Genomic DNA, 23,413 nt, shown 5'->3' on the forward strand with positions numbered 1-23,413 from the left:
CGGGGAGAGAGCCGCTGCACAAGTGCACGAGCTGCACTTGGTTGTCTCGATGCATCCGGGTGGGGAGGGGGGAGGTGGGAAGACCGGACATGACGTCTTCGGTGGCGGCGCTGTCGCCGAGGGTGGACCGACCGGCTGTCCCTCGGTGGGATGTCCGGTGGCGCGGAGGGCCCCTCAGCACCCGCCGGCGGCTCCGATCCAAGGCATCGCCCCACCCAGCGGGCTGTCGTAGGGGGACGCGACGTTGACGGAGGCCGTATCGAAACCAGCGGCCCGCGCGTAGCTGTCGGCTACCTGTGTCAGTCGTGCGCGGGGCACCACGTCCTCCACCCGCGTGAATCCCCCGGGGGCCCGCTCATGGACCAGGTCGATCACCACTTCGGGACCCTTGGCGCGATTGAGCAGTTGGAGCCGGTTCATCAGGGGCCGGCGCTCGCGGTCGTAGGCGGCCAGGGCGGCCACCGGGTCGGCATACGAGGTCAGGGCACGCGCGAGGCTGCGGGAGTCCAGCACCGCCTGGGTCGTCGCGTTGGAACCCATGGGCGCCATGGCGTGCGCGGCGTCGCCGAGCAGGGTGACCGGACCGAACGACCAGCGGGGCAGCGGGTCCCGGTCCAGCATGGGAAAGGACGCGACGTGCGCGTGGTCCGCCACGAGCGCGTCCAGCCGCAGATCGTCGAGGCGCCAGCCGGCGACGGCGTCGGGGAACCGGTCCCCGGCAGCGGCCCGACCCTCGTCCGCAGCCCGGGAGACGGCCCAGTTGACGGGAACCAGCCCGTCGGCACCGGGGCGGGCGGCCAGCGGGTACACCACCGCTTTCCAGCGGCCGTCGCCCATGACGACCATGGACCGGCCACCGCTGAAGGGCGTCACACGGGTGATGCCCCGCCATACGGCCGTGCCGTTGAAGCGCGGCTCCCCTTCCTTTGGGTAGAGCGCCTGCCGTACGGCGGACCGCAGCCCGTCGGCTCCGACGAGTACATCGGCCCGGAGCAGGGCGGTGGACCGGTCGGCGGCGCGGCGGGCGACGGTCACCTCGACACCGCCGCCGGGCGGCACGACGAAGCCGGTGACCCGGGCGTCAGTGACGATCGAGGCCTCGCCCAGTTGGGCGCGGACACACTCCAGAAGGGCGCCCTGCAATGCGCCGCGGTGCACAGCCAGCTGCGGCCACCAGAAGCCGGCCGCCCGGCCGCGGGGTTCACGCCAGATCTCCTGGCCGAGATGGTTGTGATACCCCAGCCCGGTCAGCTCGGCGCCCATATCGCGGAGCGGTGTGCCCAGACCCAGGGCGGTCAGTTCGCGCACAGCGTTGGGCAGCAGGTTCAGCCCGGCTCCCAGTGGCCGGATCTGTGGAACGGACTCCAGGACGCGGATATCACGCAGCCCGGCGGCATACAGGCTCAACGCTGTGGTCAGGCCACCGATGCCGCACCCGGCAATCAGGATCCGCATGTCTCCAGCCCCCAGATACTTCCCCCGTATACCGGCCAGTTCTCCGGCTTCGCCACCTATCGTTCTGGGAACCGCGGCTACGATCAATAAATCATGAACCGAATTGCTTTAAGGATCGTCCGTGCCTGACGACGACATGCTGAGCGAACTGCTACGCCCCCTGTGGCTCGTCGATGTCTTCCACAGCAGATGGGAGGCCGGTGGGAGCTGGGGTGTCAAGGGCCCCGTCGACAACTGCGCGATCGTGCACTACATGGTCGGCGGCGGCTGTGTGATCAGCTTCGACGACGACCCCACGCCCGTGGCACTGCACGAGGGCGACCTGGCGATCTTCCCCCACGGACACGCCCACACCTTCGCCTCCGACCCGGGTGCGCAGGCAACGCCGCTGTCGGCGCTGGTCCCGCACTTCCACCCCGGTGGGTCCGGTGTCATCGAGGTCGGCGTCCCTCCGTACCGCACCCGAATGCTCTGCGCGAGCCTCTACTACAGCGCGACCAGTGAGCCGAGCCTGTACAGCGCCCTGCCCCGGATCATCGTGCTGCGCCACCAGATGCTGAAGAACGAGCCCCTGCTCCTGCGGACCCTGGACTCCCTCCCCGCCGAGCTCGCCCGCACGGCCCCGGGCGTACGCCTGGTGACCCTGCGCGCCTTCGAGGCGGTCTTCGTCCTCTCGCTCCGTATCGCCATGGAGCAACTGGCGGAGGAGTCCCCGGCACTCCAGGCCCTCCACCACCCCGGCATCAGCAGAGCACTGACGGCCATCCACGGCTCGTACGCCGAGCCCTGGTCCCTTGAGTCCCTCTCCCGCAAGGCGGGCATGTCCCGGTCCGTCTTCTCGGAGACCTTCCGTGAACTGGTGGGCCAACCGCCCATGCGCTACCTCACGGTCCGCCGCCTCCAGGAAGCCCGCCGCCTGCTGACCGAGACCACCGTCTCCCAGCAGGACATCGCCGAACGCATCGGCTACCGCAGCCAGGTCGGCTTCCACCTGGCCTTCCGCAAGGAATTCGACATGACCCCCGGCGACTACCGGGTCAACCAGGGAGCCTCACGCCGGGCAGCGCGCCGGACAGGCCGCCCGGCTGGAACGTCGTAGGGTCGGCGCCCGCCCGACCGCCGCAGCCAGCCCTGTTCGAGGCCGGCCCCACCGAGCCCGCCTCTCACCCGTGCCCCTGGGGCAGCCACTGACGCCGCAGCGCACGGCCGGGCGATCTGGAGCAGCGCGTTGTTCGAGCAGGTCGGGGGCCTGGGGGAGGGGCACCTGGTTGATGCCGCTGGATCGGGGCCGGCTCTACGCCGACCCGGGCTATGACTACGACAGCTACCGCCGGCTCCTTCGGGCGAGGGACGTCTGGATCAGCGTGCAGAATGTGTCGGTGAGATGTTTGCAAGGGGGCGCTCACCCGATGGGGGCGGCACTGCTGCGTCTCTCGGGCTACGAGGGGCCGTGGTAGAGCAGGCTCAGGGTCAGGTCGGCCAACGCTGCGGCGAGGAACACGATCCCGCCGATGATGTTGCGGGAGCCCACTCGTAGGTGGGCGATGATCGCGCCGATGAATAGAGCACGAGGCCGGAGGCGGCGAGGATCCCCAGGAGCGGCACGGCGAGTCCGGCCAGCAGTCCCACGGTGCCCGCTGCCAGCAGCAGGCCCAGTACCGGCACCCACTTGCGGGGCACGCCCTTCATGTCCGCCTGGGTTTTGGGGTATTCGTGGCCGATCAGATAGGTGGTGGCGGCACCGTTGAAGACCGCACCCAGGATGGTGACCGTGGCGTAGGTAGCGAACGCGATTTCTCCGCTTCTGTGGGGAATGGGGTTGCCGGGCACTCCGGTGTGGGTGCCGTTCTTCTGGATGACCGGTCGGCGGCTCGTTCTTGTGACATCGGCTCTGCGAACAACAAGCCCGCCGTGAAGCCCACACCCAGGCTCTCCGCCGCCTCGCCTGTGGTCGTTCGGCCTGCCTCATCACGGGCATGGTGAGGTGATGGGGTATCCATGGGGAGCCGTCGGCCACCGAGCCATAAAGAGGCTCAAAGGTGATCTGGCGCGATCAACGGCATCCCATTGCATTCAGTACTCGTGTGGTCACTCCAGGCGGTCCGGAGGTTCGTGTGAGTGCCCCCAGCAACCCATCTGCGCCCGGCGCGGACAGCCCGAAGAAGCCCGTGGTCTTCCAGGGCTCTCCCCTCGACACCCCGACTCTCCGGGGCACCCCCGCCCTCCGATGACGCCCGCCCGGAACCCTTGACCACCCCGACGTTCCATGGCGCCCTTGCCTCTCGAAGGCGCCCCGCCTGGAATCCCCGCCCCCGACACTCCCGGGGGCCCCGGAATGGCACCCCGCCCCCCGATGGCGCCCCCACCCCGTCCGGGCGGAGGATGGACGGTGAGGGGCCCGGCCCCGCCCGCGCCGCTCGCCCCACGTGAGCGGGCGGTGGAGAGCCGGACCCGGTCGCAGATCGCTGCGGCCGGAAAGGAGGAGCGTCATGTTTGAGATCAAGACGCTCGACAAGCCGGATGAGCGGCGCGACTTCCCGCGCGGCCACCTCGAAACCATCCATCTGACCGGACTCGACTTCGCCATCGGCACCTTCGAGCCCGGCTGGCGCTGGTCGGAGTCCGTCGCCCCGCTCGCGGGCACCGACACCTGCCAGATCCACCACAACGGCTATGTCGTCCAGGGACGCATGCGCTTCCGGATGGACGACGGGGCCGAGGGCGAGGTCGGGCCCGGCGATGTCTTCGTCCTGCCGCCCGGGCACGACGCCTGGGTCATCGGTGACGACCAGGTCCTGCTCTACGACTTCGCGGGATCCATGGCCAACGAGTACGCCAAGCCCGCCGACCGCTAGCCGTCGGACCGCACCCCCGGCGCGGGTGTGCCGCCCCGGCGTACCCGCGCCTCACACCGTCACGACGATCTTCGCGCGGGCGTGCTCCACCTCCATGTGCCGGATGGCCTCCGCCGCCTCGCTGAGCGGGTACGTCCGCTCCACGACCGGGGTGACCTTCCCGGCGTCGACGAGATCCCGCAACGCCGTGAGGTTCGCCTTGCTGGGCTTCGCCGGAAGCTCCAGCAGCCGCTGACGGACGAACGGCGACAGCATCCGGCGCCGGAAGAAGAGGCGCATGGGGCCGAGCAGACTGCCGCCGTCGTAGAAACCTCCGCCGGACAGGACGAGTGTCCCCTCCGGGGTGAGCGCGCGCCGGAAATCGGCCAGGGACCGATTGCCCACCAGGTCCAGCACCACGTCGTAGCGTCGCCCGGCCCGGGTGAAATCCTCCCGGGCGTAGTCGACGACATGGTCCGCCCCCAGCGTGCCGACCAGCTCCGCGTTCCGGGCGCTGCACACGGCGGTCACCTCAGCCCCGTACGCCTTGGCGATCTGCACGGCGAAGGTGCCCACCCCGCCCGAAGCGCCGTTCACCAGCACCGTCTGCCCCGGTTTCACCCCGGCCACGTCCCGCAGACCGATCAGCGCGGTGTTGGCGGCCAGCGGCATCGCGGCGGCCTGCTCGAAGGTGAGCCGGGCCGGTTTGCGGTCCACCGCACGGTCCGCGACACACACGAACTCCGCGAACGCCCCGTCCGCCTCGCCGTACACCTCGTCGCCGGGCGCGAGCCCGGTCACCGCGCCGCCGACCGCCTCCACCACCCCGGCGAAGTCCCGTCCCCGTATCGCGTCCTTCGGTCTGCCGAGCCCGAACACCAGGCGGGCGATCTTCGGATCACCGCGCAGATAGTGCCAGTCGTAGGCGTTGACCGAGGCCGCCCGCACCCGCACCAGCACCTCGCCCGGCGCAGGCACGGGCCGCTCGACCTCCCGCACCTCCAGCGCGTCCCACCCGCCGTACCGGTCCTGCACCACAGCCTTCATGAGCCCCCCACCGATCCCGCCCGATTCCATCCGATCCCCACCGACTCCCGCCGGCCCGCCTCAAGCCGTCCCCAAGAGCCTAGGGATCCCCGGGCCGTTCGGCATCAGGGACGGACCCTGAGAACACCCGGGGGAGCACATGGGGGACCACCTGGGGATCACCTGGGGATCACATGAAGGGAACACCCAGGGGAGCAGCCCCACCCCCACCCACCCCCCTCACCCACCCTCACGCCGCCAGCCCCACCGCCCCCACCGCCGGCGTCCGCAGCACCCGGCGGGCGGTCAGCAGGCTCGTGCCCAGCGTCGCCGTCGCCGCGATCGCGGCCACCGCCGCCCAGATGCCCAGGAACTGACCCGGCAGCACCCCGTCCGAGCGGACCACCGTGAACGGCACCACCCCGGCCAGCGCCGCCGCCGTACCGAAGAACAGCCCGGTCAGCGTCAGGATCAGCGCCTCCGTGCCGACCATGGCCAGCACCTGCCCCGGCGTCGCCCCGGCCAGCCGCTGCTGGCCGAACTCCCGCTCGCGGTACGTCGTCGCCGCGTACAGGGAGTTCACCAGCATCACGCACACGAACACCACGATGATGCCGACGACGGTGAAGTTGAGCGTCTCCAGGTTCTTCGCGTCGACCGACTTCACCAGGCCCGACGCCGCCACCTCGGCGCTCTCCACGGACTGCACGGTGAGCGTCGCCGCGGACACCGCCGTGAACAGGATCAGCGACATCAGGATCCCGGCGAGCTGCCCGGACCGGCGGCGCAGATTGCGCACGGCCAGCCAGCCGCTCGCGCCCGTCAGGTCCAGCCGCCGCAGCACCGCGTCGAGCAGCCGCGGCGCGAACAGCGCGCAGCCCACCGACAACAGGATCGCCCCGTACGCGGCCGGTGCCATCAGCGCCGCCTCCGTCGCGTCCAGCGCGAAGGTGGCGGTCGCCGAGAGCCCGCCCGCGATCAGCGCCGTGTACGCCAGGACCGTACGGCCCCGGCCGCGCGGCTCCTCGCGGCGGGTGGCCCGGCGCACGGCGAGGAAGGCCGCGCCCGCCGACGCCAGCAGGGTGATGCCGATGCCCGACAGCAGGGCGATCGGCCCGAAGGCCGGGTCGACGGAGTCCGCGACCTGCCCGCTGTCCTGGAACACCGCCAGCAGCGCCCGGCCGCCCAGCACGCCCGGTACGATCGCCGCCGCCGCACCGACCAGGGCGACGGCCACCGCCTCACCCACCACCATCCGTTTGAGCTGCGCCGGGGTCGCCCCCGAGCAGCGCAGCAGCTCCAGTTCGGCCGTGCGCTGGCGCACATTGACGGTGAGCGTGGAGGCGACGGCGAAGAACACCAGCAGCGAGCCGTACCCGCCGACCACGCTCGCCGCCGTCGTCAGGGTCTGCGAGCTGACCGAGTCCACGCCCGGCCGCCCGGCCGTGTCGTGCAGCGAGTTGAACGTCATGATGATCGCGGCGCCGAGGAACGCGGACAGCAGGGTCGCGAGAAACCGTCCGGGCCGCTGCCGGATCGACCGCAAGGCCAGCATCAGCATCGCTCACACCCCCACGCGCACGTCGTCGCCCAGATGCGCGAGCCGCTCGGCGACCCGGTCCGGCGTCGGCGCGTCCATCCGCCCGGCCAGCCTGCCGTCCGCGAGGAACAGCACGGAGTCCGCGTACGAGGCGGCGACCGGGTCGTGCGTCACCATCACCACCGTCCGCCCGTGCAGCCGTACCGCGTCCTGGAGCAGCCCCAGCACATCGCGCGCGCTGCGCGTGTCCAGGGCGCCCGTCGGCTCGTCCGCGAAGATCACCCGGGGTTCGGTCACCAGCGCCCGCGCGATCGCCACCCGCTGGCGCTGACCGCCGGAGAGCTGGTCCGGGCGGTGCCCGAGCCGGTCGCCGAGGCCCACCGACTCCAGCACCTCACGCGTCCGCCGCCGGTCCACCCGCCGCCCGGCCAGCTTCAGCGGCAGTACCGTGTTCTGCGCGACGGTCAGCGTGTCGAGCAGGTTGTACTGCTGGAAGACAAAGCCGATCCGGCCCCGCCGGAACCGGGTCAGCTCCGCCTCGCCGCCCTCCGACAGCACCGTCCCGTCCACCGCGACGATCCCGCTGTCCGGCCGGTCGAGCCCCGCCGCACACTGGAGCAGCGTCGACTTGCCCGAACCCGACGGCCCCATCACGGCGGTGAACGTCCCCCGCGCCAGCGTCAGCGTCACCTCGTCCAGCGCGGTCACCGCCCCGTCGCCCGCCCCGTACGTCTTCGCCACCTTGACCAGCCGCAGCGCCTCGGCGGCGGGTTCCTGGTCGTGCCGTTGTGGTCGCGCCCTGGTGCCAAACATCGTCATCACCCTCCGTACGGCACGCCCTGCGCCTCATCCACGACGCTACGGAGCGCGGGGCCGCACCACATGGGGCGCAGAACCCGTATCGGAGGGTGTACTCAGCGACACCCTCCCGCCGATTCCCGGTCCGCTCCCCGAACGGGTGACCACAACAGGCCGCCCCCGCCTCCCGCCGCTCCAATGGACCCATGGCCGCGCCCCCGGACGACTGTCTCGCGCGCAACGACTGGATCTGCGGCGCGTATCTGAGCACCCGCGCACAGATCGTCACGGACGCGGTGCTCCAGCATCTCCAGCTGACCTTCGTCGCCGTGCTGATCGGCCTCGCCGTCGCGCTGCCCCTCGCGGTGCTGGCCCGCCGCTGGGGCTGGGCGGCGGCCCCCGTCCTCGGGGTGACGACGATCCTCTACACGATCCCGTCCCTCGCCATGTTCTCCCTGCTCCTGCCCCTGTACGGGCTCTCCGCCACCCTGGTGATCGCCGGGCTGGTGCTGTACTCGCTGACCCTGCTGGTCCGCAACCTCCTCGCGGGCCTGCGCGCGGTCCCCGAGGAGACCCGGCAGGCCGCCCGCGGCATGGGCTACGGACCCATCCGGCTGCTGCTCACCGTCGAACTGCCGCTCGCCCTGCCCGCCGCGATGGCCGGACTGCGCATCGCCACCGTCTCCGCCGTCTCCCTGGTCACGGTCGGCGCGATCGTCGGCTACGGCGGCCTCGGCAACCTCATCTACGCCGGTATGAACACCTACTTCAAGGCCCAGGTGCTCACCGCGTCCGTGCTCTGCGTGATCATCGCGATCCTCGCCGACCTGCTGCTCCTCGGCGTCCAGCGCCTGCTCACCCCCTGGACGAGGACGGCCCGCGCGGGACGCGGGCGACGGCGGGCCGCGCCCGGCGGCGACCACGGCCGCCCCCGCGTGACGACGGGAACGGGCGCCGCGTGAACACCCTCGCCGACGCCTGGGACTGGCTCACCGACTCCGCCCACTGGTCCGGCGCCGACGGCATCTGGCAACGGCTGCTCCAGCACTTCGTGCTCACCGTCGTCTGCCTGGTCGTCAGCTGTCTGATCGCCCTGCCCGTCGCGCTCGTCCTCGGCCATCTCGGCAAGGGCGGCGCGCTCGCCGTCAACCTCTCCAACATCGGCCGCGCGGTCCCCACCTTCGCCGTCCTGGTCCTGCTGCTGCTCACCCCGGTCGGCAACTGGGGCGAGGGCCCCACGGTCGTCGCCCTGGTCCTGTTCGCCGTACCGCCGCTGCTCACCAACGCCTATGTCGGCATGCGCGAGGTCGACCGGGCCACCGTGCGGGCGGCACGCGGTATGGGCATGACGGGACGCCAGGTGATGTTTCACGTGGAACTGCCCCTCGCGTCCCCGATGATCCTCACCGGCGTCCGGATCGCCGCCGTCCAGCTCGTCGCCACCGCGACCATCGCCGCGCTCGCGGGCGGGGGAGGGCTGGGCCGGATCATCACGGCCGGGTTCAACCTCGCCAGTACGCCTCAGGTGGTGGCCGGTGCTTTCCTGGTCGCCGTGTTCGCCCTGCTCGTCGAGGGCGCCTTCGAGATCACCGAACGGCTCTCCCCGGCCTGGGTCAGAGGCACCCGATGAGGGCCCGGACGAGACATCCGAGGGGGGCCTGTACGAGACACCCGATGAGGGCCCGTAAGGCACTCGCGGGCGTCCTTCTGCTGGCCCTGACCGCCGCCGGTTGCGCCACCGGCCCCTCCCTGGAGAGCCAGGGCGAGATCACCGCGTCCCCCGGCGACAGCCACCACCTCACCATCGGCTCGGCCGGATTCACCGAGAGCGATCTGCTCGCCCAGTTGTACGCCCTGCTGCTGAACCAGGCCGGATACCGGACCTCCTTCCTCACGGTCGCCAACCGCGAGCTGTACGAACCCGCCCTGGAGTCCGGCCAGATCGATGTCGTCCCGGAGTACGCGGCCACCTTCGCCGACTGGCTCAACGCCAAGACCAGCGGCCCCGACGCCCCGCCCGTCGGCTCACCCGACCTCGCCGCCACCATGACGGCCCTGCGCCGGCTGACCACCCCCCGTGGCCTCACCGTCCTGGACCCCGGCCGGGCCGTCGACCAGAACGCCTTCGCCGTGAAGGACAGCTACGCGCGCGAGCACCACCTCAAGACCCTCAGCGACCTCGGCGCCTCGGGACTGAAGGTACGGCTCGCGGCGGGCGACGAATGCGTGCAGCGGCCGTACTGCGAACCCGGGCTGAAGCGGGTCTACGGCATCGACATCGTCGCCGTCGACCCCAAGGGCGTGGGCACGACCCAGGCCAAACTGGCCGTGCAGAACGGCCAGGACCAGCTGGTGCTGACCACCACCACCGACGCCACCCTCGACCAGTTCGGCCTCGTCCTGCTCGCCGACGACAAGCATCTCCAGAACGCCGACTACGTGGTGCCGGTCGTGAACCGCGCCCGCGCGGGCGGCCCCGGCGTCACCAAGGCCCTCGACAAGCTCAACGAGGTCCTCACCACCGCCGACCTCGCCACCATGAACGAGCAGGTGGACAGCTGGCGACGGCTCCCGGCGGACGTGGCACGCACCTATCTCAAGGACAAGGGGCTGCTGACGTAGCCGCCGTCGGCTACGCGTCCGCCACCGAGTCGAACGCCACCTGCTCGCGCGCCACCCCCTGCGCGTCCGCGTCCACCGAGCGGCGCAGCGCCTCGTGCAGCTTGGCGGGGGTCAGGACGCCGAGGAACCGGGAGCCGTCCAGGACGGCCACCCATCCGGCGTCGTGCTGGAGCATCACGCCGAACGCCTGCTTCAGCGGCGCCCCGACCGGGACCCAGGCGCTCATCCGGTGCGCGAGCGCCCCGACGGCCCCTTCGGTGCCCAGTTCGTCCAGCCCCACCCAGCCGTGCAGATCGCCGTCCGCGTCCAGCACCACCGCCCAGCGGGCGCCCTCCGTCCGCATCCGTGCCGCCGCCCGCCCGGCCGCCTCGTCCAGCCCGACGACCGGCGGCTGTTCCACGTCCCCGGGCTCGATCGCGGTCACCGACAGCCGCTTCAGCCCCCGGTCCGCGCCCACGAAGGCGGCGACGTACGGGGACACGGGCATCCCCAGCACCGCGCCCGGAGTGTCGTACTGCTCGATCCGGCCCTGGCCGTACACCGCGATCCGGTCGCCGAGCCGGACCGCCTCCTCGATGTCATGGGTGACCAGCAGCACCGTCTTGCGCACGGTGGCCTGCATCCGCAGGAACTCGTCCTGCAACTGCTCGCGCACCACCGGGTCGACCGCCCCGAACGGCTCGTCCATCAGCAGCACCGGCGGATCGGCGGCCAGCGCGCGGGCCACCCCGACCCGCTGCCGCTGACCGCCCGACAGCTGATGCGGGTAGCGCGGCCCGTAGAGGCCGGGTTCCAGGCCGACCAGGTCCAGCAGTTCCGCCGCCCGCGCGCGTGCCTTCGCGCGCTTCCAGCCGATCAGCGCGGGCACGGTGGCCGTGTTGTCGAGGATCGTGCGGTGCGGGAAGAGGCCGACCTGCTGGATGACGTACCCGATGCGGCGGCGCAGCCGGACCGGGTCGACGTCCGCGATGTTCTCGCCGTTCACCAGGATCCGGCCCGACGTCGGCTCGATCAGCCGGTTCACCATCATCATGGTGGTGGTCTTGCCGCAGCCCGAGGGGCCGACGAGGGTGACCAGCTCGCCCTCGGACACCTCGAAGGACAGCCCGTCCACGGCCGTCGTCCCGTCCGGGTAGCGCTTGGTGACCTGCTCGAACCGGATCATGTCCTTACGCTAGCCGCGCCCGTCCCCGCCCGCTCCCCGGCGCGATCCCCTCGGTTCACCCGGGCCCGGCGCCCACCAGCACCACCTCCAGCGTGCGCGGACCGTGCACGCCCTCCACCCGGTCCAGCTCGATGTCACTGGTCGCCGACGGGCCGGAGATCCAGGTCAGCGGGCGGGCGGGGTCGAGGCGTTCGAGGGCCTGGGGGACGGACGACACCACCTGGCCGGGCACGCGCACCACACAGATGTGATGGTCGGGGATCAAGGTGATGCGGCGGCGCCCCTGGTCCGGCGACCCGTCGAGCACGATCGTGCCGGTCTCCGCGATGGCGACCGCGCACCCGGTCACCACACTGCCGACCCGGTCCAGTTCGTGGGGGGTGGAGACGGCCCGGTCGTGGACAAGGGTGGGGTCCGCCGCGCTCAGCCAGCGTGGCGGCAGGTCCGGCGGTACGAGCACGGTCTCCGAGCCCCGCTCGGCGAGGAGACGCATCATCAGCATGGGCAGTTCCTCGTCCGTGCAGCGGTGCACGATCGCCCGGTAGTCCGCCAGATTCTCGGCGAGCAGATCCACCGTCTGTGCCTCGGTCCGCTCGCCGTGCACGCGGGCGTAGTTCCGCTCGATCGCCCGCTCGTAGGGCGGATCGTCCCGGGGGACGTCCGCGATCGCCCGCCGCACCCGGCCGAGAATCCGTTCCCTGCTGCTCATCGCTCGCCCTTCGCGCCGTTGCTGCCGGTGTTGCCCCCGCTGTTGCTCCCGCCGTTGGTGCGCTGCCACCAGTCGCGGAACGGTTCCGCCGGGACCGTCGGCAGATCGCGGGTGGCGCTCCACGCCTTGCCGGGGCCCGGCAGGGTGCGCGGGTGGAACCTGCGGGTCCGGGAGGCGAGGCGCTGGCCGGTGCGCAGGGCGCCGGGACGGTCGAGCGCCCAGCGGGCCGCGCGCATGGCCGCCCGCTCGGCGGCGTGCCCCTTGGCGGGCTTGAGGACCACTTTGTTGCCCTGCCGGGTCACCGGACCGCCCTGCACCACCCGCTCCCGCAGATGCACCAGCACCTCGGGGATGTCGATGGCCACCGGGCACACCTCGTAGCAGGCCCCGCACAGGGAGGAGGCGTACGGCAGGGAGGCGTCGATCTCGCTTCCCGTGCCGCGCAGCTGCGGGCTGAGGATCGCGCCGATCGGGCCCGGATAGACCGAGCCGTACGCATGGCCCCCGGCCCGCTCGTACACCGGGCACACATTCAGACAGGCCGAGCAGCGGATACAGCGCAGGGCCTGGCGGCCCACCTCGTCGGCGAGGGTGTCGGTGCGGCCGTTGTCCAGCAGCACCAGATGGAAGGCGCGCGGCCCGTCACCGTCCGCCGTACCGGTCCAGCTGCTCGTGTACGGGTTCATCCGCTCGGCCGTCGAGGAGCGCGGCAGCGTCTGGAGGAACACCTCCAGGTCCCGCCAGGACGGCACGAGCTTCTCGATGCCGACGACCGAGATCAGCGTCTCGGGGAGGGTCAGGCACATCCGGCCGTTGCCCTCGGACTCCACGACCACCATCGTGCCGGTGTCCGCGACCATGAAGTTGGCGCCGGAGATCCCCACCTTGGCGCGCAGGAACTTCTCCCGCAGATGCAGCCGGGCCGCGTCGGCGAGTTCGGTGGGCGTGTCGGTGAGCCCGTCGGGCGCGGGGCGGCCCCACGCGCCCATCTCGCGGCGGAAGATGTCCCGGATCTCACCCCGGTTGCGATGGATCGCCGGGACCAGGATGTGCGAGGGCCGGTCATGGCCGAGCTGCACGATCAGTTCGGCGAGGTCGGTCTCGTAGGCCCGGATGCCCGCCGCCTCCAGCGCCTCGTTGAGCCCGATCTCCTGCGTGGCCATCGACTTGACCTTCACGACCTCGCGCTCACCGGTCGCCCGGACCAGATCGGTCACGATCCGGTTGGCCTCGTCCGCGTCGGCCGCCCAGTGGACCGTGCCGCCCGCCGCCGTGACCGACTCCTCCAACCGCACGAGATACCGGTCGAGATGGCGCAGGGTGTGATCCTTGATCTGGCGCCCCGCCTCCCGCAGCTCCGCCCAGTCGGACACCTCGGCGACCGCCTGGGCCCGCTTGGCGCGGATGGTGTGGGTGGCGTGCCGCAGATTGCTCCGCAGGGTGGTATCGCGTACCGCCTCGCGCGCGGCCCGTGGAAAGGCCGGCATCCCTACGAACGTGCCGCTCATCGGCTGTCTCCTTGTCCGCGCGCCGGGCCGGTTTCCCGGTATCGGGGGGCGGCCTGGCTGTCCGCCGCTCGTCCGCTCGTCCGGCGGGCTGCTCCTCGTTCGCGCGCCGGTCCGACTTCCCCGTGCCCGAGAGTCGGTCCGACTTCCCCGTGTCCGAGAGTCGGTCCGACTTCCCCGTGTCCGAGAGTCGGTCCGACTTCCCCGTGTTCGAGAGTCGGTCCGACTTCCCCGTGTTCGAGAGTCGGTCCGACTTCCCCGTGCCCGAGAGTCGGTCCGACTCTCTCGTGTGGGAGGGCCGGGCCGACTTCCCCGTGTCCGAAGGCCGGGCCGTCCGTCTCATGCCCGTTCATCCTGCCGGTTCCTCCTCCGTGCTCGCCAGGATCTCCGCCAGGTGCACCGGCCGCAGCTCCGCGCCCAGCCGGGTCATGGTGCCGCCGAGATGCAGCAGACAGGAGTTGTCGGCCGCGCACAGCACCTGCGCGCCCGTCGACTCGGCATGGCGCACCTTGTCCGTGCCCATCGCCGCCGACACGTCCGCGTTCTTCAACGCGAACGTGCCGCCGAAGCCGCAGCACTCCTCCGCGCCCGGCAGCTCCACCAGGTCCAGCCCCTTCACCGCCCGCAGCAGCCGCAGCGGCCGGTCCCCGAGGCCCAGCGAACGCAGCCCGTGGCAGGTCGGGTGATAGGTCACCCGGTGGGGGTAGTACGCCCCGACGTCCGTCACCCCCAGCACATCCACCAGGAACTCGGTCAGCTCGTACGTCTTCGGTACGACCGTCTCCAGCAGGGTCGCCAGCCCGCCGCCACGCCCCTCCGCCCGGGCCCGTTCGCCCATCCGCGGGTACAGCTCCCGGACCATCGCCCCGCAGGAGCCCGACGGCGTCACGATCGCCTCGTACTCCCCGAAAACATCGGAGAAATGCCGGGCCAGCGGCTCGGCCTCATGCCGGTATCCGGTGTTGTAGTGGGCCTGTCCGCAGCAGGTCTGCGCCATCGGGAAGTCGACCTCGACCCCCAGCCTGGTCAGTAGTTTCACCACCGCGCGGCCGGTGTCCGGGTACAGCGTGTCGTTGACGCAGGTCAGGAACAGGGCGACACGCATCGCGGCTCCTAGTGGTTCATCGGATGGATAGCTCGGATGTATAGCAGGGTCAGCTGTGCGGGGATCAGCGTAATGGGGGAGGCGGGGGAGGGGCGGACGCGGGCCGCTGTCGGGATGGATGTCCGGGTATGCCCGTGGCGTGCCCTGGACTCGCGGACCGGCTGACCGACTGCCGCCCCGGCACGCCCGTACCCAGCCGACCAGCCGACCAGTTGCCCCAGGCACGCCCCGGCACGCCCTCGACCCGCCCCGGCCCCGGCTGACCGGCCATTCAGCCTGTTGTCATGATCCCCGCTCTCCCCCCACCCCACCCGGGTGTGCTGAACTGGGACGCGGCCACGAACCACGAACCTCGTCCGTACCGGGAGACCCGTTGAGCGTCAGCTACCGCCAGCCAGGCGTCGTCCTCACCGACCGCCGTTTCACCGTGCCCCTCGACCACGACGCCCCCGGCGGCGAGACCATCGAGGTCTACGCCCGCGAGGTCGTCGCCGGGGACAGGGCGGGCCGGGACCTGCCGTGGCTGGTCTTCCTCCAGGGCGGCCCCGGCTTCGGGGCGAACCGTTTCATCGGAAAGCAGGCGTGGCTGGAGCGCGCCCTGAAGGAGTACCGCGTCCTGCTCCTGGACCAGCGCGGCACCGGCCACTCCACCCCCGCCAACCGCCAGACCCTCCCACTGCGCGGCGGCCCCGCCGAACAGGCCGACTACCTCGCCCACTTCCGCGCCGACGCGATCGTGCGCGACTGCGAACTGATCCGCCGCGAACTGACCGGCGGCAGGCCCTGGGCCGTCCTCGGCCAGAGCTTCGGCGGCTTCTGCGCCGTGCACTATCTGTCCACCGCGCCCGAGGGCCTGAGCACCGCGGTGATCACCGGCGGCCTGCCCTCCCTCGACGCCCACGCCGACGACGTCTACCGGGCGGCCTACCCGCGCATCGAACGCAAGGTCGCCGCGCACTACGCCCGCTACCCGCAGGACATCGAGCGCGCCCGCCGGATCGCCGACCATCTGCTCGGCCACGACGTGGTGCTGCCGGGCGGCTACCGGCTCACCGTCGAGGCGTTCCAGTCCCTCGGCATCCTGCTCGGCGGCGGCGACGGCAGCCACCGGCTGCACCACCTCCTCGAACACGCCTTCGTCCGCACCCCGCAGGGCAGCGCCCTGTCCGACGCCTTCCAGGAAGACGTCCAGGCCCTGCTCTCCTACGCGGGCCACCCTCTCTACGCGCTGGTCCACGAGGCCATCTACGGCCAGGACGACCGGCCCACCGACTGGTCCGCGGAGCGGGTGCGCGCCGAGTTCCCGCAGTTCGACGCGGCCAAGACGCTCGCGGGCGACGGACCGCTGCTGTTCACCGGCGAGTCCGTGCACCCCTGGATGTTCGACTGCGACCCGGCGCTGCGCCCGCTGCGCGAGACCGCCGAACTCCTCGCCGCCCGCACCGGCTGGCGCCCCCTGTACGACGCCGATCGGCTCGCCGCCAACGAGGTCCCGGTCGCCGCCGCCGTCTACCACGACGACATGTACGTCGACACCACCCACGCGCTGGCCACCGCCCGCACGATCCGGGGCCTGCGCACCTGGATCACCGACGAGTTCGAACACGACGGCGTACGGGTCGGCGGGCCCCGCGTGCTGGACCGGCTGCTGGGGCTGGCCCGGGACGAGGTGTGAACGCCCGCGCTCCCCTGGGGCGTGCCGATTAGTCTTCCGGCATGAGCGAGCCGACGATCACCCAGCTTGAGCCCATGCCCGAGGACTGGCGGTGTGCCCTCGCGGTGGTCGCGCACCCGGACGACCTGGAGTACGGGTGCGCGGCGGCCGTCGCGCGCTGGACGGACGGCGGACGCGAGGTGTCCTACGTCCTGGCGACCCGGGGCGAGGCGGGGATGGACACCCTGGAGCCCGCGCGGGCCGCGCCGCTGCGCGAACGTGAGCAGCGGGCGAGCGCGGCCGGGGTCGGAGTGTCGACGGTGGAGTTCCTGGACCACCGCGACGGGGTGATCGAGTACGGCATCGCGCTGCGCCGCGACATCGCCGCCGCGATCCGACGCCACCGCCCCGAGCTGGTCATCACCCTCAACCACCGTGACACCTGGGCCGGTGTCCACTGGAACACCCCCGACCATGTGGCCGTCGGCCGGGCCACGCTCGACGCGGCGGCCGACGCCGGGAACCGCTGGATCTTCCCGGAACTCACCGAGCAGGGCCTCGAACCGTGGAACGGCGTGCGCTGGGTCGCCGTCGCCGGATCCAGTTCCCCCACCCACGCCGTGGACGCCACCGACGGCATGGAGCGGGCCGTACGCTCGCTGCTCGCCCACCGCAGCTACATCGAGACCTTGACCGACACCGAGCCGGAGACGTACGTCCGTGAGCTGCTCACCGGGTTCGCGGCGGACACCGCCCCGTGCTTCGGCGGCCGACCGGCGGTGTCCTTCGAGCTGTTCGCCCGATGAGCGCGGCCCACCCGACGGCGGGCGTTGCGTGCCGCCGGTGGCGCAGGGTGGGCGCGTCACCCGTTCGCGCAGGTCATTAGGGTGGACAGCATGCGAGATCGATCAGCCCACGCGGCTGACCCGGCTGGACCAGAAGATGCAGTTGGACGGGTAGATCCGGCTGGACGGGTAGATCCGAGTGAACGGGCAGATACGAGTGGACGGGCAGATACGAGTGGACGGGCAGACGCGGCCGGCCTGACCGTGCTGCGCGGCGACTGCGCGAACTGCTTCGGGCTGTGCTGTGTCGCCCTCCCCTTCACCGCCTCCGCCGACTTCGCGCGCGACAAGCCCGCCGGGACGCCGTGCCCCAACCTGGGCGACGACCACCGCTGCGGCATTCACGCCCGGCTGCGCGAGCGCGGCTACCCCGGCTGCACGGTGTACGACTGCTTCGGCGCCGGGCAGCACGTCTCGCAGGTCGTCTTCGGCGGCGTCGACTGGCGCACCGGCCCACCCGAGCGGGCCCGCCGGATGCTCGATGTCTTCCCGGTCGTCCGCCAGCTCCATGAGCTGCTCCGGTACCTCACCGAGGCCCTCACCCTCCCCGCCGCCCGCCCTGTCCACCCGAAGCTGCGCCACGCCCTGGAGCACACCCGGCGGCTCACCCACGGCACCCCGGAGGAACTCGCCGCCCTCGACGTGGCCGCCCACCGGCAGCGGGTCAGCGCCTTGCTGCTGCGCACCAGTGAACTGGCCCGCGCGGGGCGGCGGGGCCCCGACCGGCGCGGAGCCGACCTGATCGGCGCCCGCCTGACGGACGCCGACCTGCGCGGCGCGAATCTGCGCGGCACCTATCTCATCGCCGCCGACCTCACCGGCGCGGATCTGCGCGGCGCGGACTTCATCGGCGCCGACCTGCGCGACACCGACCTCTCGGACGCCGATCTGACCGGCGCCTTCTTCCTCACCCAGCCGCAGGTGAACGCGGCCCGTGGCAACGCCGGGACGCGGCTGCCGGGGTCGGTCACCCGGCCGGGTCACTGGGCGACCGGGTGACCGGGGGCGCTGTCGCCGGACATTCTCGGCGGAGAGCCGCTCACCGGTCTGCGGGTGGGCCGTTGCCGCAGCGGGTCCAGCGGATCGCCCTGCCCGCTCGCCGGAGCTGACGCGGGAGCAGGTACCGGAGCTGTGCGCGCGGGCGCTGCCGGGGCGCGGTCCTCTAAGCGGTCCTCTCGTACGCCGTCGGCAGCGGGCGGTGACGCCCCGGCCGTCATGTCACCAACCTGTGAAGCCTGGTGGATGTGGTTGGCGCACGCCCCGAAGTCCGCTAAGTTAGGCAAGCCTAACCTTAGGAGGATCGGATGGGTGAGAGCCAGACCTGGACGGCCGCGCCCGGCGCGGCGGAACGCGCGCGGTCGGTGCTCGCCGCCGCATGGTCGTGCGCGGTGACCGCGGACGGTGGCCGGGAGGAGTTGGTCGGCGCGCACGACACCGCCGAGGACGGCCGGGTGCTGCTGCGTGTGCCGGAGGACAGCGCGTTGCCGGCCACCGCGATCTGCGCCCCGCGCGGGGAGCCGTCCGCCGTGCTGGAGTTCGCCGACGTGGCCCCCGTTCCCGTACGCAACCGGATCCGCGCCCGGCTCTGGCTGGCCGGCTGGTTCTCCTCCGTGGACGGCCATCTCGTCTTCCAGGCGACGCGGGTGGTGCTGCACCAGGCGTCCGGCGCGGAGGTCGTCGACCTCGACGAGTTCGCCGCCGCCACGCCCGATCCGCTCGCCACCGCCGAGGCCCGGTTGCTCACGCACCTCGCCGACGCCCACCCCGACGCCGTCGAACGGCTCACCCGGCTCGTGGAGGCCGAGAGCCTCCTGGGCGCGGTCCGCGTCCAGCCGCTCGCCGTCGACCGCCACGGACTGACCCTGCGCATCGAACGCAGCCGGGCCCACGGCGACGTACGCCTGCCCTTCCACACCCCCGCAGACACCGTCGCCCAGCTCACCGAGCGCATGCATGTCCTGCTCGCCCAGGCCGGTTCCGCCGCCTGCTCCCGCCCGGCGCTCCAGCGACAGCGGACGGACGGGGACGGGTGACGAGGGTGTGTCTGCGGGTGCGCGCCCGTTGTTGAGGAGCTGGCGGGGTCGCCGGTGCCGGTGCCGGTCGGCCCGTACACGCGCGGGGCCACTGCCGCCAGCCGGGTGCCGGTCAGGCCGTTCTCGGCCCGCCCGCGCGCGTACGGGCCGACTTGGCGCGGAGGGTACGCCGATCTCGTACTCCTGGACATGCCCGCGCGCGTGCGGGCCGACCTGCGGCACTCAAGGTGGCGGCTCTCAAGGCGGCACGCCCGCGCGGGTGTGGCCCGACCGAGGGAGCCATGCGTGGCCCCAGGAAGGGGATGCCGGTCGTGTAGGGCGGGAGGCGCTGAGTGGCGGGAGCTGATCGCCCCGCTACACCGAATGCCGGTCGCTCGGGGGCGGGGGACGCACAGCCGGGGGCGGGTGTGCGGCGGCGCCGCAGCCGGGGGCGGCCCCCGGCCGGGCACGCGGACGCACAGCCCGAGCCCGAAGCCTCGAACCGGCGCGGGACCCACACCCACGCCCGGACGCCGATGCGCCCTCAGACCCAGCCCTCGCCCCACTGCCAGGCGCCCCGCCGCCAGGCCCGACCCTCGCCCCCTCACTCGGCGCCGACACACAGTCAGACGCAGCCCGCGCCCCCGTCAACGGACCCCAGCCCTCACCCCCGTCGGCTGGCCCCCTCACCGGACCCCGCCCCAGCCCCGTCACTCACCCCCGCCCCAGCCCCGTCACTCACCCCCCCCGTCACCCACCCCCCTCACCACGCCCCGTCCTGCACCGCCTTCCCCGGCAAGTCCCCCAGGGGCTTGATCTGCTGGGGGGCCGGCTCCTGCCAAGGCTCGTGGTCGGTGCCGAGCCAGTCGCCGACCGGCTTCACCTCGGTGAGCGGGGCCGTCGGTGCCAGATCCTCGCCCTGGTCGTCGTAGTAGTCGAACCAGGGCAGCCCCGCGCGCGTGTAGGCCGCGCGGTCCACCGGGGACGGCGGCGGGGCCTCGCCGGTGATCCGGCGCCACTCCGGCGGCGTCACCAGATGCACGAAGACCCGCCCCGACGCTTCCTCGGCCCAGTCCGACAGCGGGCGGTCGTCGCGGTACACCTCCTGGCGCATCGAGCCACCGACGCCGAGCCCCATCGCCGCGCCGCGCTGCCGGGACCGGGCGGCGCCGGGGGCCGCGGCCGCCATGGGCATCGCCGCAGGGCTCAGGTCGGCCAGCTCGAAATCGGCGGCCCGCCGCTCCGCGGCCAGCCGCCGCTGCTTCTCGCGCCAGTCCGCCAGCGCCCGGTCGCCCAGCGCGAAGGACTGGAGCTGGAGGCCGCCCCACACCTCCTCGCCGGTGACCTGCCCCTCGACGGTCGCGCCGAGGCCCAGCGGCACCGCGACGAACTGGCGGACCGTGCCCTTGCCGGAGTTGATGCCGTCCAGCCAGGGCTGGCGGGGCAGCACCACGTAGTTCTGGGGCTGCCGGACCAGCCGGTCGCTCCACGGTTTGCCCGAGACCGCGCACACCTTGCCCACGCCGACCTGGAGCGCGGCGGGCTCCGTGGTGCCGGCGAAGCTCAGCCACATCGCCTCGCGCAGATACACCGGCAGCATCACCCCGCCGCGTGCCAGCCACTCGGCGGGCGCGGTGGACGGATAGTCCGTGACCCGACGGACCGGGAAGCGGCCCAGGCCCGGCGGCAGCGCGTGCGTGCCCGTCTCGGGCAGCCGCAGGGTGCGGATGAACTGCACCGCCGCACCGCCCGGCAGCCGCAGCGTGTTCCCGTCGATCCGTACCGTCCCGCTCGTCATCGGCGAAGCCCCCTGTAGGTCGCTCGTGCCCTGCCGCGGGCGCGGCCCGCGTCACGTTCTTCACAGAGAACGCCGGGAGGCCGCCGCCCGGTTCCGCACGACGCGCCGCGACACCCGGGCCCGGTCCCGCAGCCGGGTCAGCCGGGGCCGGCGTTCGCGCTGCTCGCGTGAGTGCCGGTCCAGTTCCTCGAACAGCCGGCGGGTGCGGTGCTCGGTGTCCAGCTCGTCGATGATCCGGGTGGTCTCGGCGAGGATCGCGCCGTACAGCTGCCACTGCCGGGCGTCGCGCCGCACCTGGGCGAGGAGCAGCCGGGACAGTGCGTCACGGGTCGCGGCGGCCTGGCGGAGTTCGGCGGCGAGCCGCTCCTCCGCCGACTCGGCGCTCACGCTGACACTGGTCGTGACCAGCACCGCGAAGCTCACCACCGCGTCGGCGACCTCCGACAGCAACTGCTCCACGACCGCGCCCGTGTCCGCCGGGAACAGCGGCTCCGGCTCGCGCTCCTTGGCCAGATCGGTGAGAGTACGGGCGATCACCCGCAGCACGACCGTGCAGATCTCCAGCGTGTCCAGGCCGGTGCGCAGCACGATCCGGTGCAGCAGCCCCTCCCGGACCCGCGGATTGAGCCGCAGACTGTCCTCGGCTTGTCGCAGATCGGCGTCCACCCCGCTGATGTCGTGATCGAGGCGGCGTGCCTCGTGCAGCTGCCGCGCCGCCTCCAGGGCCGGGGTGTGCCCGGAGGCCTCCTCGCCGACCCGCAGCATCAGCTGCCGTACCCGCCGGGCCAGCTCCTCGATGGACGCGCCCGCCTCGTCCACCCAGACCGGCGGCGCGAGCAGCAGGTTGCAGGCGAGGCCGACGACCGCGCCGATCAGTGTCTCCACCACTCGCACCCAGGCCGTGTCGTCCACGGCGGTCACGCCGAGCACCAGCATGGCGCTGATCGCCACCTCGGGTACGAACTCGTCGACCCGCACCAGATGCCCCACCGCCAGCGACGCGATGATCACCAGCGCGAGGCTCCACCAGGTCAGCCCCACCAGCAGACTGAAGCCGACCGCCACGAGCACGCCCGCGACCACCGAGTTGACCCGGCGGATGCTGGTGGTGAGCGTGGAGTACAGGGTGACCTGGACGACCAGCAGCGCGGTCAGCGGCGCGGTGAGCGGTCTGGCCTCGGGGCTCAGCCGCAGGGCGATGACGTACGCGATGGTCGCCGCGGCGGTGGACCGCAGCATCTGCACGATCACCGGATCCCGGCTCCACCGCCATACCTTCCGGACGGCCCGGGAACCCTGCTCCCGGACGCCCCGCGTCCACTCCCTTAGGTCTCGCATCCCTTGCCCTGTTCCCGCCGACCGCCCGTGATGAACGTGACAGAGGGTGCATTCGGGATGGAAGGGGTGAAAAGGGGGAGTGGGGAGGGATGTGTCAGGTGGTCAGCTTGTCCAGGAAGGCGAACAGATTCCGCTCGGCCCGCTCGATCTGTTCCTCCAGGGTGAGGCTCTCCTCGAAGCGGGCCCCGCTGTCCGGGACCTTCCGGCCCCGCAGGTACAGGGAACAGGCGAGGTCGGTGCACATGTACAGCCCGACCGAGTTGCCCTCCCGCCCGGCGGCGCCGGCCTTCCGCGCGGTCATCAGGGAGACCCCGCCACCGCGATGGGTGGTCAGACACACCGAGCACATGCTCCGATGCAGAAAGCCCCGCTGGGCGGCGGGGAAGCGCAGCGCCACGCCCACCGGCCCGCCGTCCCGCTCGGCCACCAGATAGCTGCGGTCGGGCGCCCCGGGGTCCCGCCAGCCCAGGAAATCCAGCTCCTGCCAGGGCCGCTCGCCGAGATCGCGGGGGACGGCCAGCCGCTTGGCCTCACCCTTGGAGCAGTTGATGAACGAGCCGCGGATGTCCTGCTCGCCGAGCGAACGCACGGGTGCCTCCCACCATCGGTCACCTGGACCATCGCCCAGACCCTCTGGGAACCGGCCCATGGTAGGAAGCGGCGGGAGGCGGGGGCCAACGGGTTTTCCGGGTCACCCGTGCGGCAGCCGGTCCGGGGTGACCGGGCGGTGTGCGTCTCCGGCGGCATCCGGTCCCTCGGCGAGCAGGCCGACCGCGGACACGATCTGCCCGAGGTGCGGAGGCCGCACGGGAACCCGTCGCGCTCCACGAACGCGGCCTGGGCCGGGTGGGGTTCACCCCGGTTCACCCCCCGTGGTCCGACCCGGCACCGTCGTCGTGATCCGGCGCCCCCGCCCGCGACGGGCCGGTACCCTCTCGCGGTGATTGTCTGGACGGGCCCCCGCATACCGGGCGTTTCACTACGCTGTGACGGGGCCGCAAAGCAAA

Annotated in this window: 20 protein-coding genes and 1 pseudogene; 9 read left to right on the plus strand and 12 right to left on the minus strand. The window is 72.4% G+C overall.

Translation table 11 applies throughout. The features are described from left to right. Positions 1-174: 174 nt before the first annotated feature. The gene (locus tag ACFRFC_RS33335) at positions 175-1,455 is read right to left on the minus strand and encodes an FAD-dependent monooxygenase (protein WP_382692510.1); all 1,281 of its coding nucleotides are present in this window, start codon (positions 1,453-1,455) and stop codon (positions 175-177) included. Positions 1,456-1,576: 121 nt separating this feature from the next. Between ACFRFC_RS33335 and ACFRFC_RS33340 the strand changes: the two genes are divergently transcribed. After that, on the plus strand, positions 1,577-2,554 hold the full coding sequence (locus ACFRFC_RS33340) for an AraC family transcriptional regulator (RefSeq protein WP_382692509.1): 978 nt from the start codon (positions 1,577-1,579) through the stop codon (positions 2,552-2,554). A gap of 339 nt (positions 2,555-2,893) precedes the next feature. On the opposite strand, the pseudogene ACFRFC_RS33345 reads toward ACFRFC_RS33340, so the two are convergent. Next, a pseudogene (locus tag ACFRFC_RS33345) lies at positions 2,894-3,249 on the minus strand (DoxX family protein). 695 nt (positions 3,250-3,944) lie between these two features. Between ACFRFC_RS33345 and ACFRFC_RS33350 the strand changes: the two are divergent. Continuing rightward, positions 3,945-4,310, plus strand: a complete 366-nt coding sequence (locus ACFRFC_RS33350) for a cupin domain-containing protein (RefSeq protein ID WP_382692508.1) — start codon at positions 3,945-3,947, stop codon at positions 4,308-4,310. Between the two features lie 51 nt (positions 4,311-4,361). On the opposite strand, the gene ACFRFC_RS33355 is transcribed toward ACFRFC_RS33350, so the two are convergent. The 3 genes from ACFRFC_RS33355 to ACFRFC_RS33365 all read right to left on the minus strand — a co-directional run bounded on the left by ACFRFC_RS33355 (position 4,362) and on the right by ACFRFC_RS33365 (position 7,674). Beyond that, on the minus strand, positions 4,362-5,336 hold the full coding sequence (locus ACFRFC_RS33355) for an NAD(P)-dependent alcohol dehydrogenase (RefSeq protein ID WP_382692507.1): 975 nt from the start codon (positions 5,334-5,336) through the stop codon (positions 4,362-4,364). Between the two features lie 229 nt (positions 5,337-5,565). Then, a complete protein-coding gene (locus ACFRFC_RS33360) occupies positions 5,566-6,876 on the minus strand; it encodes an FtsX-like permease family protein (protein ID WP_382692506.1) in 1,311 nt (436 codons plus the stop codon). Between the two features lie 3 nt (positions 6,877-6,879). After that, positions 6,880-7,674, minus strand: coding sequence for an ABC transporter ATP-binding protein (locus ACFRFC_RS33365; protein ID WP_382692505.1), 795 nt, complete (start codon positions 7,672-7,674; stop codon positions 6,880-6,882). A gap of 185 nt (positions 7,675-7,859) precedes the next feature. On the opposite strand from ACFRFC_RS33365, the gene ACFRFC_RS33370 reads away from it, so the two are divergent. From ACFRFC_RS33370 to ACFRFC_RS33380, 3 genes are read left to right on the plus strand one after another with little or no spacing between them, the layout of a single operon-like run. Continuing rightward, the gene (locus ACFRFC_RS33370; protein WP_382692504.1) at positions 7,860-8,615 is read left to right on the plus strand and encodes an ABC transporter permease; all 756 of its coding nucleotides are present in this window, start codon (positions 7,860-7,862) and stop codon (positions 8,613-8,615) included. Next, the gene (locus ACFRFC_RS33375; protein ID WP_382692503.1) at positions 8,612-9,283 is read left to right on the plus strand and encodes an ABC transporter permease; all 672 of its coding nucleotides are present in this window, start codon (positions 8,612-8,614) and stop codon (positions 9,281-9,283) included. The genes ACFRFC_RS33370 and ACFRFC_RS33375 overlap by 4 nt, the downstream gene beginning before the upstream one ends. A gap of 44 nt (positions 9,284-9,327) precedes the next feature. After that, positions 9,328-10,275, plus strand: coding sequence for an ABC transporter substrate-binding protein (locus tag ACFRFC_RS33380; RefSeq protein ID WP_382692502.1), 948 nt, complete (start codon positions 9,328-9,330; stop codon positions 10,273-10,275). Positions 10,276-10,285: 10 nt separating this feature from the next. On the opposite strand, the gene ACFRFC_RS33385 is transcribed toward ACFRFC_RS33380, so the two are convergent. The 4 genes from ACFRFC_RS33385 to ACFRFC_RS33400 all read right to left on the minus strand — a co-directional run bounded on the left by ACFRFC_RS33385 (position 10,286) and on the right by ACFRFC_RS33400 (position 14,759). Continuing rightward, on the minus strand, positions 10,286-11,440 hold the full coding sequence (locus ACFRFC_RS33385) for an ABC transporter ATP-binding protein (protein ID WP_382692501.1): 1,155 nt from the start codon (positions 11,438-11,440) through the stop codon (positions 10,286-10,288). A gap of 55 nt (positions 11,441-11,495) precedes the next feature. Then, positions 11,496-12,149, minus strand: a complete 654-nt coding sequence (locus tag ACFRFC_RS33390) for a lactate utilization protein C (protein WP_382692500.1) — start codon at positions 12,147-12,149, stop codon at positions 11,496-11,498. Continuing rightward, positions 12,146-13,657 carry a LutB/LldF family L-lactate oxidation iron-sulfur protein gene (locus ACFRFC_RS33395; protein WP_382692499.1) on the minus strand — a complete coding sequence of 504 codons (1,512 nt, stop codon included), beginning with the start codon at positions 13,655-13,657 and terminating at the stop codon, positions 12,146-12,148. Before ACFRFC_RS33395 ends, ACFRFC_RS33390 begins: the two co-directional genes overlap by 4 nt. Before the next feature lie 346 nt (positions 13,658-14,003). After that, positions 14,004-14,759 carry a (Fe-S)-binding protein gene (locus ACFRFC_RS33400; protein WP_382692498.1) on the minus strand — a complete coding sequence of 252 codons (756 nt, stop codon included), beginning with the start codon at positions 14,757-14,759 and terminating at the stop codon, positions 14,004-14,006. Positions 14,760-15,132: 373 nt separating this feature from the next. Here ACFRFC_RS33400 and ACFRFC_RS33405 point away from each other — a divergent pair, with 373 nt between their 5' ends. The 4 genes from ACFRFC_RS33405 (at position 15,133) to ACFRFC_RS33420 (ending at position 19,291) form a co-directional block, all read left to right on the plus strand. After that, positions 15,133-16,434 carry an alpha/beta fold hydrolase gene (locus tag ACFRFC_RS33405; RefSeq protein ID WP_382692497.1) on the plus strand — a complete coding sequence of 434 codons (1,302 nt, stop codon included), beginning with the start codon at positions 15,133-15,135 and terminating at the stop codon, positions 16,432-16,434. Positions 16,435-16,475: 41 nt separating this feature from the next. Then, positions 16,476-17,219 carry a PIG-L deacetylase family protein gene (locus ACFRFC_RS33410; protein ID WP_382692496.1) on the plus strand — a complete coding sequence of 248 codons (744 nt, stop codon included), beginning with the start codon at positions 16,476-16,478 and terminating at the stop codon, positions 17,217-17,219. Positions 17,220-17,456: 237 nt separating this feature from the next. Then, entirely contained in the window at positions 17,457-18,257 is an 801-nt protein-coding gene (locus ACFRFC_RS33415) for a pentapeptide repeat-containing protein (RefSeq protein ID WP_382692547.1), read from the plus strand. 305 nt (positions 18,258-18,562) lie between these two features. Then, positions 18,563-19,291 carry a DUF2470 domain-containing protein gene (locus ACFRFC_RS33420; protein WP_382692495.1) on the plus strand — a complete coding sequence of 243 codons (729 nt, stop codon included), beginning with the start codon at positions 18,563-18,565 and terminating at the stop codon, positions 19,289-19,291. 742 nt (positions 19,292-20,033) lie between these two features. Here the strand turns inward: ACFRFC_RS33420 and ACFRFC_RS33425 are convergent. The 3 genes from ACFRFC_RS33425 to ACFRFC_RS33435 all read right to left on the minus strand — a co-directional run bounded on the left by ACFRFC_RS33425 (position 20,034) and on the right by ACFRFC_RS33435 (position 22,995). Beyond that, a complete protein-coding gene (locus ACFRFC_RS33425) occupies positions 20,034-21,068 on the minus strand; it encodes a hypothetical protein (protein WP_382692494.1) in 1,035 nt (344 codons plus the stop codon). A 60-nt stretch (positions 21,069-21,128) separates the two neighbouring features. Next, positions 21,129-22,406 carry an aromatic acid exporter family protein gene (locus ACFRFC_RS33430; RefSeq protein WP_382692493.1) on the minus strand — a complete coding sequence of 426 codons (1,278 nt, stop codon included), beginning with the start codon at positions 22,404-22,406 and terminating at the stop codon, positions 21,129-21,131. A gap of 94 nt (positions 22,407-22,500) precedes the next feature. Further along, positions 22,501-22,995 (minus strand): FBP domain-containing protein, encoded by a 495-nt coding sequence (locus tag ACFRFC_RS33435; RefSeq protein ID WP_382692492.1) that lies wholly within the window; start codon positions 22,993-22,995, stop codon positions 22,501-22,503. Positions 22,996-23,413 lie beyond the last annotated feature (418 nt).

It is taken from the genome of Streptomyces sp. NPDC056734 (assembly GCF_042790455.1).
GTDB lineage: Bacteria > Actinomycetota > Actinomycetes > Streptomycetales > Streptomycetaceae > Streptomyces.